Source organism: Marnyiella aurantia (assembly GCF_014041915.1).
Classification (GTDB): Bacteria; Bacteroidota; Bacteroidia; order Flavobacteriales; family Weeksellaceae; genus Marnyiella; species Marnyiella aurantia.
In genome coordinates this window covers 1,400,017-1,418,400 of record NZ_CP059472.1, presented here as the reverse complement: position 1 = coordinate 1,418,400, position 18,384 = coordinate 1,400,017, and the positions used below count along the sequence as shown (strand labels likewise).

Below are 18,384 nucleotides of genomic sequence, written 5' to 3'. Positions count from 1 at the left end.
AATATGTTATTGGTACGCGCCCAGGGTGGCAATGCCTGTACGTGAAATCTTAACAATATCCAGCGGCACGGTTGCGGCAATACCTGCGGCACCTTTCCCTTTGGCGTAAGAATCCGCAGTTACCCTTAAATTCATTTTTTCTGTGAAATAGTTTACAAATCCCGGGTTTGTATTTTTAAAAGAAGTAATTATTCCGGGACTGGTGTCAAAATTAAATCCGGCACCTGTATCATACTTCAGCAGGGAGTTTCGGATTTCGTAGTTAAAGGTCTGTCCGGTTATTGGTTTAAACTGCACCGCATTCGCATTTTTAGTATAAAGTATAGAGTTACCGATATTCAGGCTCAGTGGCGCGGTTTCCGTCTGCCCATTACTGTTGATCCATTCGTTGGTAGCATACATTGCCAAACCGCTTCCTGTGGCGGTCAGCTGCCAGTAATTTGCCAGTGTGGAATGAATGATATTATAGTTTCCGCCTTTAAAGATTCCAAAATCGGCGTTCTGACAGTTATTCATTACCAGATTTTCTGCGTTTACAGTAGAGTTTACCGCATAGATGCCATATTCATCAAAGGTGTGTATGATGGAGTTCTTTATTGTAGCAGAAGCTTCGCGCAAATCCAGCCCGCGGATTCCTCCAAAAACTCTCGCATAGTTCATATTGACTGTGGATCCAGGTTCGAAACGCATGGAATTCCAGTTCTTGGGTATTGTATCGTATTTCGGGTCATTACGGTCTCCACGGATGTTTACCTCATCGTTCAGGTCTCCATTGATGTTCACTGTGGCGCCGCCGGCTACCTTCATGCCGCTGTTTTTAAAGAAATAAACTTTGGTGCCCTGTTCAATGTTCAGAGTGCTTCCTGAGGCAACGGTAAGGTCACCGTAGATAATCTTCGCCCGGTCATCATTCCAGGTGATGTTTCCGGATAGGATATTCGGATTGCCGGGTGTTTCTACAAAAAATTCCGCATCCTGCACTACTGAAAAAAGCGTTACGTGCTGCTTGCCGGCAGGGGAGGTGAAGAATATGCGGTCTTCGGCAATGGCCTCCGGCGATGATGCTGTTGGTGCTATTTCCACAAAAATATAAAGGCTGTCCTTTTTCCGGAGGGGTACATTAGTGAAAGAGTGACCCGATTTACCGTCCACATTAATCCTGTAAAGCGACGATATTCCGCGGCCAAGTTCAATACTCGGAATCAGGATATCCCTGTCTTCCGAATTGTACACTTTCACAGCATAAGATTCCGAGCGTACCTGATTGTAAACGGTATCACAGAAAACGGTGTCCCGCGAAAACCGAAGTTCCTGAGTGGGAGCATCAAAACTTATTTCGTCCCTGGTGCAGGAGATCATAAGCAGGGCTGTCCAGAAAAGCACTGCCGCTATTATTTTTAATTTCATATCCTCACTTATAGATTTCAAATTTAACTAAAAAAGCGGAACTTTATATTGTAAAAAAAGAGACAGGTATGTTGCAGGTTTAAAAATAATTAGTATTTTTGCACTCTAAAATTCAGCAGAGAAAGATCCATTACTTATTTCAACGCTAATTTTTTGTAATTAATTTAAATTTAATAAGTTATGAAAAACGGTATCCACCCTGAAAATTATAGACTTGTTGTTTTCAAAGATATGAGTAACGACGAGATGTTTCTAAGTAAGTCTACTGCTGACACTAAAGACGTTATTGAGTATGAAGGTGAGACTTATCCATTAATCAAAATGGAAATCTCTTCAACTTCACACCCTTTCTACACCGGTAAAACCAAACTGGTTGATACAGCAGGACGTGTAGACAAGTTCATGAACAAGTATAAGAAATTCGCAAAGTAATTTACGGATCTTAACGATATTAAGAGTCTTCCAAATTTTTGGAGGACTTTTTTTATTAAATTTGAACACCTTTCTCATTAAAAATTCCACTGAATGCAACTTGTTTTTTCTGATGCCCAATACTGGGAAAATTTCCTTCCTTTAACCTTCACAAGACCTGTAGCCGAAATGCGCTGCGGCATACTTACTTTTGCCGAAAGATGGCAGAAACTGCTTGGCAGCACTCAGGTGTCGTTTTTTACTGAAGAATTCCTGCAGCAGAAGTTTCAGGCGCCTGAATTGGAGGAAAGTCTGTTTCTGGTGCCCAATTTCCTGCCCACCAAAGATGTTTTGGAGCAAATCCGCAATTTGAAAATGGGTGAAGCGTTGGTGTATGAAGATGAGTTGCTGGCTGCAAGAGTAAATATTAAGGATTTCTCACTATCCCAAATTGAAAAGATGACGGATGTTACGGAGGAGATTGTCTTCTTCCGGAAATCTACTGACCTTTTTTCCTACAATGCGGCAGCCATTGATTTCGATTTTGAACTTCTTACTGAGGGACGGACTTCTCAGCCGCTATCGCCAACGAACGGTTTTCTTGGAAATGAGGAAGATTTATTTATCGAAGAAGGCGCGACGCTGGAGTTTTCAACTGTTAACTGCCGTACCGGAAAAATCTATATCGGGAAAGATGCTGAAGTGATGGAAGGCTGTAACCTTAGAGGCCCAATTGCATTATGTGAGGGTTCCAAATTTAATCTGGGGGCAAAGATTTATGGTGAAACTACGGTTGGGCCCCATTCCAAAGTGGGAGGCGAAGTAAACAATGTGGTTATTTTCGGCTTTTCCAACAAAGGGCACGACGGATTTATCGGAAACTCTGTTATTGGCGAATGGTGTAATCTGGGTGCCGATACCAACTCGTCTAACCTGAAGAATAATTATGCTTCTGTTAAACTCTGGTCATACAGCAGCAATTCCATGGAAGATACGGGTCTGCAGTTCTGCGGACTCATCATGGGCGATCATTCCAAAGCCGCCATAAATACTCAGTTCAATACGGGAACGGTGGTCGGTGTAGCTGCCAATATCTTCAAAGCAGGCTTCCCACCCAATCATATACCCTCCTTCAGTTGGGGCGGTATGGCCGGTGATGAAAAATTCAGACTGGACAAAGCTGTCGAGGTTGCCGGAAAAGTAATGGCCAGACGAAAAGTGGAACTGACTGGCGTGGATGAGGCTATTTTCAGCTATCTTCATCAAAATTACTAGGTGCCTTTATCCTGCGGCTTTATTTCACAGGGGTTGAAGAACAGCAGTTAAATCAACTGCAAAAGAGTTAATTATCAGAACACTTTCATTTTAAGTAAAAAAACCTTAATTTTGCAAAGAAAGTAAAGATGTCTATACACAACAAAATCGTGGAGACAGCCATCACTTTCGATGACGTTCTTCTTATCCCTTCTTATTCCGAAGTACTGCCTAATCAGGTATCTCTAAAATCACGACTTTCCGATAAAATCACCCTTAATGTTCCTATTGTGTCCGCAGCAATGGATACAGTTACCGAAGGCGAAATGGCCATTGCACTCGCAAGGGTTGGCGGCATAGGTTTCATCCACAAAAATATGCCGATTGAGGAGCAGGCAGCTCAGGTATACAGGGTTAAACGTTCTGAAAACGGAATGATTACCGATCCAGTGACCCTTTCTAAAGACCATACACTGGCTGAAGCTAAGGAAATGATGGCCAATTTCAAAATTTCCGGACTTCCGGTTGTTGATGCAGAGAATACTCTGATCGGTATCATTACAAACCGCGATGTAAAATACCAGGAAAACCTGGATGCGAAAGTGGAGGAACTGATGACTAAGGATAAACTCATCACCAGCGACAAACAAACCAACCTGGAGCAGGCCAAAGAGATCCTTCTGAAGAACAGAGTCGAAAAACTACCGATCGTTGATGATAAATTCAAACTCGTAGGTCTGATCACTATTAAAGACATCGATAATCAAATGGAATATCCTAACGCCAATAAGGATGCGGATGGACGACTGATCGTTGGTGCCGGTGTTGGTGTAGGCGAAGATACAATAGAGCGTGTTTCTGCGCTGGTTAAGGCTGGTGTTGATATTATCGCAGTAGATTCGGCTCACGGACATTCCAAAGGAGTACTTGACAAGATTACTGAAATCCGCAGCAACTTTCCCGATCTGGATATCGTAGGTGGTAACATCGTAACTGCCGAGGGTGCTAAAGACCTGATAGACGCAGGTGCAAACATCCTTAAAGTGGGTGTAGGTCCCGGTTCTATCTGTACAACCCGCGTAGTTGCAGGTGTAGGGGTACCACAGCTTTCAGCCATTTACAATGTATTTGAATATGCTAAAAGCCGCAATGTCGCAGTTATTGCCGATGGAGGTGTGAAGCTTTCCGGTGATATCGTAAAAGCGTTGGCCTCCGGTGCAAACGCGGTGATGTTAGGTTCACTGTTGGCAGGAACCGACGAAGCTCCCGGCGAGGAGATTATTTTCCAGGGAAGGAAGTTCAAGGCTTACCAGGGAATGGGCTCACTTTCAGCTATGAGACGTGGCGGAAAGGAAAGGTATTTCCAGACAGAGGCCAAAAAATTCGTACCCGAAGGTATTGAAGGCCGTGTGCCGCATAAAGGGAAACTGGAAGAGGTGGTTTTCCAACTTACCGGTGGTATAAGAGCGGGTATGGGTTACTGCGGAACTCCAGACATTGATACCCTTCAGCGCGACGGAAAAATGGTGATGATTACCGGCAGCGGTCTTAAAGAGTCGCATCCGCATGATGTAATCATAACACAGGAAGCACCTAACTATTCGCTGTAAGATGAATAAGCTGTATTCCATAGCTGCTCTGGCACTCGTATTGGCTTCCTGTGCAGTTCAGGAAGACAAAACACCTATTGCTGAACGTGATGAAGCGTACGAGTTTGGTCAGCTTATGGTGCAGGACTCCATTAACAAAATGGATACGGCTGCCGAATCGCTGGATTTGCTCCTGAACGGCAGTCCGCTGGATAACCACGTGTCCTTGCTGATTAATAATAACAGCAACTGCAATATTATCGTGAGGTTTGCAGGCGACAGTACCTACAATGTGCCTGTACGCAAGAATTTCAGGAATTTTGTTGTACTGGAGAAAGGGAATTACCTGGTTAGTGCGAATCTGTGCAAAACGCGATATGAGGTCCGTAAAACCGTAACCGAAAGCGCCACGCTTACCCTTTCGGACGGAAAATAGTCTACAAAAAGTTTAAAATATAAAAGGAGCCTTCTGCAATTGCGCAAGGCTCTTTATGTTACAGCGGTTCTTTTTCATCATTCAGCGCACGTTTAAAACTACTGATCCGATGATCGGTTGAGGCATTTCCCTTCTGTATCTTTTCGTGGGCATAAAGCCTGAAGTCATTCTCGGTCTTGTCCAGAAGGTAGTCATAAGGTCCGGCAGAAGAAATCAATTTTACCAGTACGGGAGCGATTTCCAGGCAGATAAAGAGTCCCATGATAAATGATGCGGCCAAAGCCATAATTGCGGAATCTTTACCCAGTTCATCCAGTGCCTGCAGCCGCGCGGCAAGACCATTGAACCTGTCCTCTATGGTTTCCGTTTTATCACGTTCTGTTTCTATATTGGTATATACCTTAGAGATCTCCCGGTCCAGATATTCCAGTCGCTGTGCGCTGCTGGCACGGTGATTCTCCAAATCCTGACGGCGCTGTTCCTTCAGTTCCGCCTTTCGTTTGGCATTGGTTCCGTAACCTACTTTGCCGCTTGTTAGTCCGGACTGTTTCCCCAGAATCTCTTTTTCGAGTTCTACAGCGGCTGAGTCATAAGATGCCTGATATATGGCCGTCTTCTCCTGAATCTGCTTCTTTTCATTCTCAAAAGGACTGCTTTGCTGCAAAATCCTGCTATTCATCTCTGCCTGCAGTTTGGTTTTGTTTCGCTGGATAATGGTGTTCAGCTGTTTGTTTACCTCCTTCTCAAAAATTTTCAGTTCCAGTGGTTTGGAAATGATGATACCCAGAAATCCAGCCAGAATAAGCCGCGGGACCGCCATAAGGATTTGGTTTCCCCACGAACCTGTTTTTTTAATTGACGAAACAATATAACGGTCCAGGTTAAAAATCATTAAACCCCACACAATACCGAAAGCCACAGAAACCCAGAGATCATCAAAGACGGTATACATGGCATAACCGGCGGAAAGGGTTGCAAATACTGCAGTAAACAGCACTATGCCGCCAATTCCGGCGAATTTGTTCCATTCGCTGGGAGTCTTCCTCAAGATATGGATATTGCCACCGGAGCATAGGAGCAAAAAATGCTGAAACCAATTCATAGTATGATTTTCCGGCCGCTGTAAATTTGGTTGCGTCTTCATACAGAATAAGTCCTACGACCGATAACATTGTTACAGATGGTATTAGGTTTTGCAAAGTAACAGGAAGCTATGCTAGGAATAATAAAATACGTAAATTGACGTATTTATTTACCTTCAACAATCTAAATAAATTTAGTTAGAGAATATATCTTTGTTATAACAAAAACACAAATGATAAAGCAATAATTCAGTGGCCTATACCTTTAAGTTCTATTAGAAATAAATGATTAACACTGGATTATTCAGAATGTGGTAACCGATGCAAGTCACGGTTACCATATTTTTTATCGGGCACGGTCCGGGTTCTGCCGCAGGAAACTTTCCCAGCCCGAATAACTCTTTTCTGATACGGCATTGCCGGAATTGAAGTGGTGACACACCGCCACAGCCAACCCGTCTGAGGCATCCAGATATTTTGTAGGAAACTCTTTCAGATTAAGTAAATTCTGCAGCATAGCCGCAACCTGTTCCTTACTTGCGTTGCCGTTGCCAGTGATTGCCATTTTTATTTTCTTGGGCGAATATTCTGTAATAGGAACATCGCGGTAAAGGCTCGCTGCCATAGCCACGCCCTGTGCACGCCCCAGTTTCAGCATGCTTTGCACATTCTTACCAAAGAAAGGAGCCTCCAGCGCCACTTCATCCGGATGGAATTCATCTATAAGAGACAGGGTTCTCTCAAAGATATATTTCAGTTTGGTTTCGTGGTTGGGATATTTTTTCAGGATGAGTTCATGGATGGATACCATTTCCATTTTACCCTTTGTCACAGAGATAATTCCGAAACCCATAATTGTGGTACCGGGATCGATACCCAGGATAATCTTTTCGTTTTTCACTGATGCAAATGTAAAAAATTAAACACCGAAAATTTGATACATAAGAAAATGATGTATATATTTGTGATGCATAGTTAAATTAGGTATGAAGAAAAATTCGCTTTATAAAGGTACGCTTCAGAACATTATTCTGAAACTTCTGGTAAAAGAGGTGAAGATGTATGGTTATCAGCTCACCCAGCGTGCAAAGGAACTTACAAAAGGTGAACTGGAAATGACTGAAGGTGCGCTCTATCCGCTGCTGCATAAGCTGGAAAATGACGGAATCATTTATTCGGAAATCATGAACGTTAACGGTCGCGACAGAAAATACTACCTACTCACCGAAAAAGGGCGGAAGCAGCAGCAGGCTCAGGAAGCCGACATGCGATCCTATCTTTTTAATTTAAATGCCATTTTTAATCAATGATAACGGAAGCACAGCAGCACGAAATTGTAGGATATCTTCTGGCAAAGAAGATGTCTTTGGATGTGGTAATGGAACTTCATGACCATTTCTGCACGCATATTACTGAGCTTATGCAGAAGGACAATATCACTTTTGATGAAGCTTTTGCATCTACTCTAGTTGCATGGAAAGATGATTTGAAATTACACCAGTTGGGAAACAGCAGATTCATTCCGAAGATTAATAAAGAAATTGCCGCTGAGAAGGAAAGGAAGGTTGCAGTACATGCCTTCATAGCTGTGGCAGTAGTACTTGGTTTACTGTTTTCTGCAACTAACATTCTTTCATCTGCCCAATATTTGGTTTTTATAACAGTTTTTTGGGGCTTAGCCATTTTTTTTCCCCTTGTCTTCCTGATTATTCATATCAAAGACTTTTTGATTGCGTGGCAGAATAAAAATTTAAAACTAAATGCACACCAGAAATCAATCATAATGCTTGCGCCCGGGTATATATTGATGCAGAATACCATCTTAAGCTTTGAAAGTCAATCAAGAATTCAGCAACTTTTTTACGGTTCCTTTACAAAAATAGACTTAGCTACGCTGGTCACAGCACCATTAGGTTTACTCGTTTATATGGTAGGATTGCTTTCCATGTTTAGATTCATTAAAGATTTCCAGCCTATAAAGCCATTTCTTCACTATACTAAAGCATAAAGCAATGGATGAAACTAAGCTCGCTACAATCCGAACTTATCTTTTAGATAAAAAACTTCCGATCGACATTCTGGTGGAGGTTTACGATCATTTCGTTACCCAGATATTGGAGTTGGAGAAAGAGGAAGGTGTATGTTTTGAGGACGCATTGGAACAAGTAAAGCAAAGTTGGCAGGGAGAATTGCAGCCTTCCTGGAAGGGCGAGTGGGACTTGGTCGACCGAAGTGATCTTTTAAGGAAAATTAACACCGCAAACTTTCGTGCCTTCCTGAAAAAAGCTCTTTACATGGCTTCTGTAATGGTGCTGGCTTTGATGTTACTTTCTTTTTTATTTAGTTTCCATGTTTATAAATATATTTTTGTCATTGGTACAGGTCTCGTATTGCTGCTTCCATTTTATGTGTACTTAAAAAACTTTAAAGATTTTTCTTTAAATAAGAAATACAGAAAATATATGCTTGTTTCTTTTCAGGAGTATACACTGTTAAGCCTATCTTGCCTGTATTTTTATTTTACATTCTTTACAGAAGCCGGTACCATTGCAAAAATGTTTGCAGGAACAGCAGTACATGGTAATCCAAAGCATATTATCTCTGGAATTGTAATCACTTATGCTGTTTTAGTGATAAGTTTAATTTCTTACTATTCACAGAGAAAATTTCTTCAAACCATTGAGAAAGTAAAGCCATTTTTAAAGCATCTTTAATGTTTTATGAACAGTACGCAACTTACCCAAATCCGTAATTATCTTTTAGATAAAAAACTTCCGATCGACATTCTGGTGGAGGTTTATGACCATTTCATAAGCCAGATATCGGAGTTGCAGAGAGAGGAAGATTTGGGTTTTGATGAGGCCTTTGCACACGTTAAGAACAGTTGGCAAGATGATCTTAAACTTTACTGGAATGGCAGTTGGGATTTGCAGGATAACAGTAGATTTCTCCGGAAAATATACCTGAGCATTAATCTGGCTGTCCTGAAGCAAACACTTAAATGCGGAGGTTTGGTGCTTATTGCTTTATTTCTAATGGCGCAGCTTTTCAGTTCAGAACTTTTCAGCTATTTATTGACCGCGGCAATGGTCCTGTTGACAATAATTCCCCCAATACATTTTCTGCATCATCGCCCTGATTTTGATCTGGCTAAAAAATACAATAAATATGTGTTGACGTACTATCAACATTCTCCGGCCATATTTTTCAGCTCATTTGCAGTGTTAATTCCAAATCTTGAGAGAATTTTTAATCATTCTCAGGACATTTTTACAGTTTCCCGTTTTGTACAGCCAAACCTTTCAACAGGTAGCTCATTGTTTCCCTGGATTGTTTTTCTTTTCCTGATTTTTGGAAATGCTTTGATATTCATTACCCAGAAAAAATATCTCAGTCAAATCCACAAAGTGAAACCATTTCTGAAATTTCTGAAACCACAGGCATAAAGTTTTGGCTAATTTTAGCTAAAAATTTACTCCATGGACCGTAAACAGTTTCTTGCCACCACCTTTTCTGCCGGGTTGGGTTTGGCCATCATGCCCGGATTTCTTAGCTGTGCCGCCTCGCGAACACTTTATGAACCCTTTGTACCGGCTGCGGGCGACCTCAAAAAAGTGCGCGGAAATGTAAGCCGGTTCACCAACCGTGGCGGTACTGTGGGCCTGCTGGAAACTGAAGAGGGATTTGTTGTAATAGATTCCCAGTTCCCGGATGTCATACAGCCCCTGCTGGACGGAATTTCAAGCAAAGGCAAGCCGGTTCTGTACCTCTGCAATACGCATCACCATGGCGATCATACATCGGGAAACATCGCGTTCCAAGATCCAAATACTAAGATAGTTGCCCACCAGCGGGTTCCCGAACTGCAGCGATTGGCAGCTGAAAAAAGCAACAAACTCAGCGAGCAGCGTTACCCCACAGTTCTTTTTGATAAGGAGCACCTGATAAAAGCCGGAAACGAGAGAATTACCGCCTATCACTTCGGCAACGGACACACTTATGGCGATGTAATGTACCATTTCGAAAATGATAATGTAGTGCATATGGGCGACCTAATGTTCATCAATTTGATTCCGGTCTACCGCACAGCCGACGGCTCAGATTCCCGCAGCTGGATCCGCGTGCTGGAAAAGGCTCAGACAGTGTTTGATAATGATACAATGTTTGTTTTTGGACATGCCAATACACCGGAATTAACCACTGGCCGTAAGGCTGATCTTGCGGAAATGGCCAGATTTTTGGAGGCCTCCAACCAATATGTTCAGAAAGCCATCAGCGAAAACAAATCTACTGACGAACTCCTGAAACAAAGCACGCATATTCCGGGTTTTGCCAATAGAATTACCCCAGACCGTTATAGAGCCTTTTTGGATGGAATCAGGCAAACTTTGGCGGGATAATTATTTTCAGTTTAGAATAAACTCCATAGGCCGGTTATTTTATTTCCGGCTGATTTTGTGTGGTTTATTGGCGAGTTCCAGTTTTGTTATCTCTCCAAGTGATTGAGTCGCAATGGTATTATACTTGTATAGTACAGTGCCGCCGGCTTCCTGTTCTGCCAGGTCCGGTAACTCTCAACATTAAAAATACAATATGGAAGTCTTAACATCCTCAGGTTTAGACCTGAAACAGATAGACAGCGATTTTCAGGAGTTTATTTTAAAAAGTGATCATCCCTGTATTATGGCGAAGTCACTTTTCAAAATGAACAATTACGATCTTCAGGCATATGACGAAATGGTAAGCACTGAAACTGCTGATCAAATTATTTCTGATCTTAAAAAATATGTGCAGTCCACAAAAATTGGTACTACTGATTTCCGCTCTTTTGTGGCTGTTTTCCCAAACAACAAATTTACCGATGAGGTTTCGTATGAAACCGCACTTTGGCAAACGCTACAAATGTTACATGAGGCTGATCCTGAAAACTGGGACAGCAATGTGAGCAGCGATCCCAATGATTCCAACTTCAGTTTCAGTATTTTAGGTCATGCCTTTTATGTAATTGGTCTGCATCCGGCGAGTTCAAGGATGGCGCGCCAGGCACCTTACACGACTCTTGTATTTAATCTGCACTCCCAGTTTGAAAAACTGCGCGAAATGGGTACTTATGAAAATGTGAGAGATATGGTTCGGCGCAACGATGAGAAACTTCAGGGCAACATTAATCCTGTACTGAAAGATTTCGGTGAAGAGGCTGAAACCCGACAGTACAGCGGCCGTCATGTAGAAGACAGCTGGAAATGTCCGTTTCACCATAAACACAGCAAGTAGATGTCGCATATACATACTATCGAAAAACAAACAGGGAAAGCTTTTATCCTTAACAAGGGTGATATTCTCACAGTTACAGATCCAGTGGGAATGCAGGTGAGTGATATGGTTTTATTCAACAGGCATGACCACGGCGAAAAACTTTCTTCCGGAAAGTCGCTGGATTTTGAGGAAAGCATTCTGCTAACCACAGGGAACTTCCTCTGGAGCAACCGGTCCCGAAAGATGGCGAAGATAATTGAAGACACTAACGGTCGTAACGACTTCCTGCTGGCACCATGCAGTAAGGAAACATTCGAAATTATGTACAGCCACGAGGGTTATCACCCGAGTTGTCTGGAAAATCTCACTAAAAATCTTGAACCTATGGGACTTTCACAAGATGAGATTCCCACGGCGTTTAATATTTTTATGAATGTTCAGTTTGATGCCAGCGGAAAGATATCCGTGTTGCCACCCACATCCAAAGCCGGCGATTACGTTAAGTTTGAAGCCATGATGGACCTGCTTGTGTGTCTGACAGCCTGTTCAGCTGAAGACAGCAATGGCGGAACTTTCAAACCAATTCAGTATTCAATCACCCCGTCGTCCTGATTTCTTTAATTCAAAACAGAGGCTGCTTGCATTGAAGCGGCCTTTTTTGGTTCTATGCTTTAGTCATGGACTTCCAAAAATCAGTAATTTTGTTTAAAACCAAAATGCATGTACATTATTGATTCCCCGTCCAACAATGCTTATTTTAACATCGCCACAGAAGAATTCTTGCTTAGCAGATTCCCAACGGAAGATCTTTTCCTGCTTTATGTAAACGCGCCGTCTATTATCGTAGGAAAGTTTCAGAATACGCTGGCCGAGATTAACCTTGATTTTGTGAAGGAAAAAGGAATTAAGGTGGTTCGCAGGATGTCCGGTGGCGGAACTGTCTATCATGATCTTGGCAATCTGAATTTCAGTTTCCACACGGTATTGGGACAACATGATTTCATGGACTTCTCCATTTTTACTGAACCCGTTCTCACGCTGTTGAACGGGTTAGGAGTTCCCGCCGTACTGCAGGGCAGGAATGACTTGCTTGTAGAGGGAAGGAAGTTCAGTGGAAACGCGAAATTGGCCCGCCAGGGTAAGATGATTCAGCATGGCACCATCCTTATCGATTCGGAAATGGAAATCCTGGCTGATGCTTTAAAGGTAAATCCTCTGAAATTTATCGATAAGGCAACCAAATCCAACCGCTCACGCGTAGTTAATCTGAGAGAATATTTACCTGCGGGCACCGGCACTGAAGAAATGAAAGATCTGCTGAAAGAAGAGATCATCAAAAATAATCCCGGTGCGCAACGTTATACGCTTACTGAGGATGATGTGGCGCAGATTGAAAAACTGGTTGCCGAAAAATATGAAACGTGGGACTGGAACTTCGGCTTTTCACCTAACTACAATTACCGCAAAGCCATCAAGGTGCCCGCGGGATTTATTGAAGTGCATTTGGATGTGGTAAAGGGAAACATCGACAAAGCCAAGATTTTTGGTGATTTTTTTGCCGCCAAACCTATTGAAGAACTGGAAGAAAAGCTTTTGGGACAGAAACACGAAGACGCTGAAATTAAAAAAATCCTTGTTTCCGAAGACCTCACGGAGTATTTCGGCAAGGTTACTTTGGAAGAAATTATTCAGTTGTTCTTCTAGCCACAGCTAATTATTTACTGTAACTTTCTTTGGGGGAGTTGAGTTCATTTCTGTCAATGCGTTTTCAATCATATCCGTAATCCGCTTCACTTCCTTATGCGGATTGAAAACAGCATTTTTCCCTCTTCCCATATCGGCGATATTCGACAGGATTACCACCGATGTATTACTGTCGGGATAAAATATACTTAGCGACGGAGAGCCGTTCACATAGCCGGTGTGCAGGTAGCTTGCAGGACTCGCAGCCAGCATGATGCCGTAGCCATAGTTTACCGGTCCGATTACAGGATGTTTCATTTCGGAGGTTTTGGCTAAGAATTTTTTAAGTGAATTTGGCTGCAGCAGTTTCCCATTGTACAGCGCCAAATTCCAGCGGTGAAGATCTGAAGCGGTGGAGAGAATTCCGCCCGCCGCCGTGGAGATGGATGAATGCGCGAGCCTTCTCGGCATATTTTGAACCGCCGTTGCATTCCTGGCTGTACCTGTATGTGCACCCGCCAGATTTTTCCCTGTAAAATGTTCGGCAGTATACGTGTTGGAAATCCCTGCCTTAGCAAAAAGTTCACGTGCGTTTTCGTCATACGATTTACCCGACGCGGACTCCACAATTTCGCCCAGAACTCTGTAACCTTTATTCGAATAATTGAATTCTGCTCCCGGTTTTGACTGCAGGCCCGGACCAAGATCACTTATTCCCGAAGTATGCGTAAGCAAGTGATGAATTGTAATTTCCTCAAAGGTTTTGCTTCGGTATTCAGGCAGATATTTGGAAATTTTGTCGGCAGTGCTCAGTTTACCGTTTTCCTCCAACCTCATAATCATAGCTGCTGCAAACTGCTTGCTTACCGAACCGATGGCAAAGACAGAGTTGCTGTCCAATGGTTTTTTGGTCTTGAAATTCTCAAAACCTTGTGCCCGCTCATAGTATTTTTGTGAGTTGCGATATACCGAGACGATGCCATTTAAGTTTGTTTCAGCAAAAACAGAATCCAGTTGTATCCTGAGCATTTTCTTCTGCTCCCATTCCTTAACAGTATCCTTTACTGAAATAGTGTTTTCCCCAGAAGATAAAGGTTTGGGGCTTTCAGATTTGCAGGCAACGAAAATGTACAGTAACAGCGGGAGGAAATATCTTGTCAAAACCTTCTTTTTTTATATTGCCGCCATACAGCAAAAACCGTGGCATTATTCAGAAAGTATAAAATCTTGTGATTAGTACATTAGTTCTGCAGTGGCAAGAACCTTGTTGCATAATGGTTGTAAAAATGAAAAACGGAAAGTTATGAACAACGAAATGCTATTAGAGAAACTGGCGGCCTGCATCGCGGCGTGTAATCACTGCGCAGACGCGTGTCTGGAAGAAGAAAATGTGCACCATATGATTAGCTGCATCCGTACGGACCGCGTTTGTGCGGCAGTGTGTACGGCGGTACATCAGGTTGCCGCTACCCAGTACACCAATATGGTAGATTTGCTGGAAGTCTGCGTGCGGATCTGTGAGGAATGTGCAGCAGAATGTGAGAAACACGAACATCTTCATTGCCAGGAATGTGCCCGTGCCTGCCGTGAATGTGCGGAAGCTTGCAGATCATTTATGAATTGATTTTAAGGAGCCGGGAACCTGCTTTCGCTACTCGCTTTTTTCTGTGGCGGCGGCGAAGCCGCCGCCACAGAAAAAGAGCTCAAACAGACCGCTCAATCAGGGCTAAAAGAAAAACCGTGCCCAGGTTTCCCAGGCACGGTTCTTATTTCTAACGTCTGACGTCTCATATCTAACATCTGAAATCTACATATTCCTCCTGTACATTCCACCTACCTCAAACAGCGCATTGGTAATTTGACCCAACGAGCAGTATTTCACGGCATCCATCATCAGGGCAAAAAGATTTTCCTGGTTGATGGCTCCATGCTGAAGTCTCTTCAGTGCATCTTCAGTTTTGTTGGCATTCGCTTTTTGGGAGTTTTTTAGGTTTTTAATCTGAAGCTGCTTCTCCTCTTCAGTAGATCGGATTACCTCACCCGGCAGAACTGTTGGCGAACCGTCTTTTCCAAGGAAGGTGTTCACGCCGATAATCGGGTATTCGCCAGTGTGTTTCAGCCATTCGTAATGCATGGACTCCTCCTGGATTTTGGAACGCTGATACATCGTTTCCATGGCGCCAAGCACGCCACCTCTTTCCGTGATCCTGTCGAATTCCGCATAAACAGCCTCTTCCACCAAATCAGTAAGTTCTTCAATGATGAATGAACCCTGAAGTGGATTTTCGTTCTTGGCAAGTCCAAGTTCTTTGTTGATGATAAGCTGGATAGCCATGGCTCTTCTTACCGATTCCTCAGTCGGGGTAGTAATTGCCTCGTCATAAGCGTTGGTATGCAGTGAGTTACAGTTGTCGTAAATTGCATAAAGCGCCTGCAGGGAAGTCCTGATATCATTAAAATCAATTTCCTGGGCGTGCAGCGAACGTCCGGATGTCTGGATATGGTACTTCAGCATCTGGCTTCTTTCGTTGGCGTTGTATTTTTCACGCATTGCTTTCGCCCAGATTCTTCTGGCTACCCGTCCGATTACCGCATATTCCGGGTCGATACCGTTTGAGAAGAAGAAGGAAAGGTTAGGAGCAAACTCGTTGATGTCCATTCCTCGGCTCAGGTAGTATTCCACATAAGTGAAACCGTTGGCCAGTGTAAAGGCAAGCTGTGAAATTGGGTTGGCACCTGCTTCAGCAATATGGTATCCTGAAATGGATACGGAATAGAAATTCCTTACTTTTTCGTCGATGAAGTATTGCTGAACGTCACCCATGAGCCTTAACGCAAATTCGGTGGAGAAAATACAGGTGTTCTGCGCCTGGTCTTCTTTCAGGATATCGGCCTGAACGGTACCGCGAACTGTCGCGATGGTTTCAGCTTTAATTTTAGCATAAACATCAGCCTCAATAATTTCGTCACCGGTAAGGCCCAGTAATTTAAGACCCAAACCATTGTTGCTTGGTGGCAGTTCACCGCTGTAAGTAGGTCTTGTTAAACCTTTATCATCAAACTTTTCCTTTAGCTTAGCCTCTACCTTATCCCAAAGGTTATTTTCTTCAATATATTTCTCACAGTTCTGGTCAATGGCGGCGTTCATGAAGAAGGCGAGCAGCATTGGCGCCGGACCGTTTATCGTCATGGAAACGGATGTCATGGCATTTACAAGATCGAAACCTGAATACAGTTTTTTAGCGTCATCAAGCGTTGCAATAGAAACTCCGGCATTACCGATTTTACCGAAAATATCGGGTGGGAATGCCGGGTCCTGGCCGTAAAGTGTCACCGAATCGAATGCAGTAGAAAGCCTTTTGGCATCCATTTCCGCCGACACATAATGGAATCTTCTGTTTGTTCTTTCCGGTCCGCCTTCTCCCGCGAACATCCTTGTCGGATCTTCACCGGTTCTTTTGAAAGGATAGATTCCCGCAGTAAAAGGGAAGGCTCCGGGAACATTTTCCTGGCCTTTCCAGCGGATGAGGTCGCCCCAGTCCTGGAATTTAGGCAATGCGATCTTTGGAATCTTAAGGTGTGAGAGTGTTTCAGATTTGGTCTGAACTTTAATTTCTTTTCCGCGGACAAAGTAGGAATAGGTATCCGCTTCCAGTTCTTCTTTATAATGATGCCAACCGTGCAAAAACGCAGCGTTTTCTTCAGAAAGTTCCTTTTTTGTTTTCAGGAATACCTTTTCAAGTTTGTCATGCGTATGCTGGTCGTCCTGGATAAGTGCTTTCGCGCCCTCCACGAGGTACATTTTCTTGGCGATGAGTGCCTGGTTTTCCACCTCTTTATCGTAATTCCTGTTGGTTTCTACTATTTCAGACAGATAACGGACTCTTTTCGGCGGGATGATTGTGGTTTCTTCCGAAACATTTTGCTCCTCGTATTCACTAAGGTTCAAACCTTCAAACCTGGCATTTACTTTTTTGATGAGTTCATTATAAAGCTCAGTTGTTCCCCAATCGTTGAACTGACTGGCTTTTGTGGAATATACGGGCATTTCTTCCAGCGGCTGCTCGAAGAGTACATGATTTCTCTGGTATTGCTTCTTCACGGCCTGCAGCGCGTCCAGCGCACCGCGTTTGTCCGATTTGTTCAGTGCGATAAGGTCGGCATAATCCAGCATATCGATTTTCTCCAGCTGGGTAGAAGCTCCGTATTCCGGGGTCATTACATACATTGAAACATCTGCGATATCCGTAATTTCGGAACCCGACTGACCAATACCGGAAGTTTCCAGTACGATGACATCAGGTTTTGCAATTTTTAAAATGTTAAGAGCCGAATGTATATGTGGTGAGACTGATACATTGTTCTCACGTGTAGCCATGGAACGCATATAAACCCGCGCATCGTCTATGGAATTCATGCGGATTCTGTCGCCAAGTAAGGCACCACCGGTTTTCTTTTTAGATGGATCTATGGAAATAATAGCGATTTTCTTTTCCGGGTTGGATCGGAGGAAACGTCTTACCAGTTCGTCGGTCAGCGATGATTTTCCCGCACCGCCGGTACCGGTAATTCCGATGATCGGAATAGTCGAATCTTTGGCTCTTTCCTCAATTTCCTTCACCAGCTCGGGTTTCTCATCGGAAAAATTCTCCACTGCTGAGATCACTTCTGCAAGAGATTTGGATTCTTCAAACTTAATATTGTCCAGATCAGAAACCTCCACATGTTCACCCGTAGCAAAGTCGGATTTCTGAACCAAATCGTCAATCATGCCCTGCAGACCAAGTTCACGGCCGTCATCCGGAGAATAAATCCTTGTAATTCCGTAATCCATCAGATCTTTAATCTCTTCCGGAAGGATTACGCCGCCACCGCCACCAAAGATCTTTATGTGGGATGCGTTTTTCTCCTTTAAAAGGTCGTAGATATATTTAAAATATTCGTTGTGGCCGCCCTGATAAGAAGTTAGCGCGATCGCATTGGCATCTTCCTGTACGGCACAGTTCACCACTTCTTCAGCAGATTTGTCGTGACCCAGGTGAATCACTTCCACGCCGGTGGCCTGTATTACGCGGCGCATGATATTAATTGCAGCATCGTGCCCGTCGAAAAGCGCAGCAGCAGTTACAATCCGTATTTTGTTTTTAGGAGAATATTTTTGGGTTTCCATAGATGAATTTTCAATGTGCCCAAAGATAGGACATTTTGAAATTTTAAGAAAGAAGCCCTTTCAATCACAGAAAGGGCTCCTCGAATCTATTAGGGA

The 18,384-nt window shown here is 43.2% G+C and carries 18 protein-coding genes; 13 read left to right on the top strand and 5 right to left on the bottom strand.

What is annotated here, in order from left to right; genetic code table 11:
- Positions 1-6: 6 nt before the first annotated feature.
- The gene (locus H1R16_RS06490; RefSeq protein WP_181887910.1) at positions 7-1,407 is read right to left on the bottom strand and encodes a hypothetical protein; all 1,401 of its coding nucleotides are present in this window, start codon (positions 1,405-1,407) and stop codon (positions 7-9) included.
- A gap of 180 nt (positions 1,408-1,587) precedes the next feature.
- Here H1R16_RS06490 and H1R16_RS06485 point away from each other — a divergent pair, with 180 nt between their 5' ends.
- From H1R16_RS06485 to H1R16_RS06470, 4 genes are all read left to right on the top strand, one after another.
- Complete coding sequence (locus H1R16_RS06485; RefSeq protein WP_181887909.1) at positions 1,588-1,839, top strand: type B 50S ribosomal protein L31; 252 nt, start codon at positions 1,588-1,590, stop codon at positions 1,837-1,839.
- A 93-nt stretch (positions 1,840-1,932) separates the two neighbouring features.
- Positions 1,933-3,093: a GlmU family protein gene (locus H1R16_RS06480; protein WP_181887908.1), complete on the top strand. Its 1,161-nt coding sequence runs from the start codon at positions 1,933-1,935 to the stop codon at positions 3,091-3,093.
- Positions 3,094-3,221: 128 nt separating this feature from the next.
- Positions 3,222-4,682 (top strand): IMP dehydrogenase, encoded by a 1,461-nt coding sequence (gene guaB / locus H1R16_RS06475; protein ID WP_181887907.1) that lies wholly within the window; start codon positions 3,222-3,224, stop codon positions 4,680-4,682.
- 1 nt (position 4,683) lies between these two features.
- Positions 4,684-5,097, top strand: a complete 414-nt coding sequence (locus H1R16_RS06470; protein WP_181887906.1) for a DUF6759 domain-containing protein — start codon at positions 4,684-4,686, stop codon at positions 5,095-5,097.
- A 58-nt stretch (positions 5,098-5,155) separates the two neighbouring features.
- Here H1R16_RS06470 and H1R16_RS06465 read toward each other — a convergent pair whose 3' ends face one another.
- Both H1R16_RS06465 and ruvC read right to left on the bottom strand, forming a co-directional pair.
- Positions 5,156-6,241 (bottom strand): DUF4407 domain-containing protein, encoded by a 1,086-nt coding sequence (locus H1R16_RS06465; protein WP_181887905.1) that lies wholly within the window; start codon positions 6,239-6,241, stop codon positions 5,156-5,158.
- Positions 6,242-6,525: 284 nt separating this feature from the next.
- Positions 6,526-7,080 carry a crossover junction endodeoxyribonuclease RuvC gene (ruvC, locus tag H1R16_RS06460; RefSeq protein WP_181887904.1) on the bottom strand — a complete coding sequence of 185 codons (555 nt, stop codon included), beginning with the start codon at positions 7,078-7,080 and terminating at the stop codon, positions 6,526-6,528.
- An 85-nt stretch (positions 7,081-7,165) separates the two neighbouring features.
- Between ruvC and H1R16_RS06455 the strand changes: the two genes are divergently transcribed.
- The 8 genes from H1R16_RS06455 (at position 7,166) to H1R16_RS06420 (ending at position 13,139) form a co-directional block, all read left to right on the top strand.
- Complete coding sequence (locus tag H1R16_RS06455) at positions 7,166-7,489, top strand: PadR family transcriptional regulator (RefSeq protein WP_181887903.1); 324 nt, start codon at positions 7,166-7,168, stop codon at positions 7,487-7,489.
- Complete coding sequence (locus H1R16_RS06450; RefSeq protein WP_181887902.1) at positions 7,486-8,187, top strand: hypothetical protein; 702 nt, start codon at positions 7,486-7,488, stop codon at positions 8,185-8,187. The genes H1R16_RS06455 and H1R16_RS06450 overlap by 4 nt, the downstream gene beginning before the upstream one ends.
- Before the next feature lie 4 nt (positions 8,188-8,191).
- Complete coding sequence (locus H1R16_RS06445) at positions 8,192-8,893, top strand: hypothetical protein (protein ID WP_181887901.1); 702 nt, start codon at positions 8,192-8,194, stop codon at positions 8,891-8,893.
- Between the two features lie 6 nt (positions 8,894-8,899).
- A complete protein-coding gene (locus H1R16_RS06440) occupies positions 8,900-9,625 on the top strand; it encodes a hypothetical protein (protein ID WP_181887900.1) in 726 nt (241 codons plus the stop codon).
- A 33-nt stretch (positions 9,626-9,658) separates the two neighbouring features.
- Positions 9,659-10,579 (top strand): MBL fold metallo-hydrolase, encoded by a 921-nt coding sequence (locus H1R16_RS06435; RefSeq protein WP_181887899.1) that lies wholly within the window; start codon positions 9,659-9,661, stop codon positions 10,577-10,579.
- 193 nt (positions 10,580-10,772) lie between these two features.
- Positions 10,773-11,453: a guanitoxin biosynthesis heme-dependent pre-guanitoxin N-hydroxylase GntA gene (gene gntA, locus H1R16_RS06430; protein ID WP_181887898.1), complete on the top strand. Its 681-nt coding sequence runs from the start codon at positions 10,773-10,775 to the stop codon at positions 11,451-11,453.
- Positions 11,454-12,047, top strand: a complete 594-nt coding sequence (locus tag H1R16_RS06425) for a DUF1989 domain-containing protein (protein ID WP_181887897.1) — start codon at positions 11,454-11,456, stop codon at positions 12,045-12,047. It begins immediately after the preceding gene.
- Between the two features lie 108 nt (positions 12,048-12,155).
- Entirely contained in the window at positions 12,156-13,139 is a 984-nt protein-coding gene (locus tag H1R16_RS06420; RefSeq protein WP_181887896.1) for a lipoate--protein ligase, read from the top strand.
- A gap of 6 nt (positions 13,140-13,145) precedes the next feature.
- Here the strand turns inward: H1R16_RS06420 and H1R16_RS06415 are convergent, their stop codons facing one another.
- A complete protein-coding gene (locus tag H1R16_RS06415; protein WP_181887895.1) occupies positions 13,146-14,279 on the bottom strand; it encodes a serine hydrolase domain-containing protein in 1,134 nt (377 codons plus the stop codon).
- 142 nt (positions 14,280-14,421) lie between these two features.
- Here H1R16_RS06415 and H1R16_RS06410 point away from each other — a divergent pair, with 142 nt between their 5' ends.
- Complete coding sequence (locus H1R16_RS06410) at positions 14,422-14,742, top strand: four-helix bundle copper-binding protein (protein WP_181887894.1); 321 nt, start codon at positions 14,422-14,424, stop codon at positions 14,740-14,742.
- 183 nt (positions 14,743-14,925) lie between these two features.
- Here the strand turns inward: H1R16_RS06410 and H1R16_RS06405 are convergent, their stop codons facing one another.
- Positions 14,926-18,288, bottom strand: a complete 3,363-nt coding sequence (locus tag H1R16_RS06405) for a methylmalonyl-CoA mutase family protein (RefSeq protein ID WP_181887893.1) — start codon at positions 18,286-18,288, stop codon at positions 14,926-14,928.
- Positions 18,289-18,384: the final 96 nt, after the last annotated feature.

Coding starts and splice junctions, on each gene's coding strand:
- H1R16_RS06435 (WP_181887899.1), top strand. CDS start 9,659: ATGGACCGTAAACAGTTTCTTGCCACCACCTTTTCTGCCGGGTTGGGT.
- H1R16_RS06440 (WP_181887900.1), top strand. CDS start 8,900: ATGAACAGTACGCAACTTACCCAAATCCGTAATTATCTTTTAGATAAA.
- H1R16_RS06420 (WP_181887896.1), top strand. CDS start 12,156: ATGTACATTATTGATTCCCCGTCCAACAATGCTTATTTTAACATCGCC.
- H1R16_RS06450 (WP_181887902.1), top strand. CDS start 7,486: ATGATAACGGAAGCACAGCAGCACGAAATTGTAGGATATCTTCTGGCA.
- H1R16_RS06445 (WP_181887901.1), top strand. CDS start 8,192: ATGGATGAAACTAAGCTCGCTACAATCCGAACTTATCTTTTAGATAAA.
- H1R16_RS06425 (WP_181887897.1), top strand. CDS start 11,454: ATGTCGCATATACATACTATCGAAAAACAAACAGGGAAAGCTTTTATC.
- H1R16_RS06455 (WP_181887903.1), top strand. CDS start 7,166: ATGAAGAAAAATTCGCTTTATAAAGGTACGCTTCAGAACATTATTCTG.
- guaB (WP_181887907.1), top strand. CDS start 3,222: ATGTCTATACACAACAAAATCGTGGAGACAGCCATCACTTTCGATGAC.
- gntA (WP_181887898.1), top strand. CDS start 10,773: ATGGAAGTCTTAACATCCTCAGGTTTAGACCTGAAACAGATAGACAGC.
- H1R16_RS06470 (WP_181887906.1), top strand. CDS start 4,684: ATGAATAAGCTGTATTCCATAGCTGCTCTGGCACTCGTATTGGCTTCC.
- H1R16_RS06410 (WP_181887894.1), top strand. CDS start 14,422: ATGAACAACGAAATGCTATTAGAGAAACTGGCGGCCTGCATCGCGGCG.
- H1R16_RS06490 (WP_181887910.1), bottom strand. CDS start 1,407: ATGAAATTAAAAATAATAGCGGCAGTGCTTTTCTGGACAGCCCTGCTT.
- H1R16_RS06480 (WP_181887908.1), top strand. CDS start 1,933: ATGCAACTTGTTTTTTCTGATGCCCAATACTGGGAAAATTTCCTTCCT.
- H1R16_RS06465 (WP_181887905.1), bottom strand. CDS start 6,241: ATGAAGACGCAACCAAATTTACAGCGGCCGGAAAATCATACTATGAAT.
- H1R16_RS06405 (WP_181887893.1), bottom strand. CDS start 18,288: ATGGAAACCCAAAAATATTCTCCTAAAAACAAAATACGGATTGTAACT.
- H1R16_RS06485 (WP_181887909.1), top strand. CDS start 1,588: ATGAAAAACGGTATCCACCCTGAAAATTATAGACTTGTTGTTTTCAAA.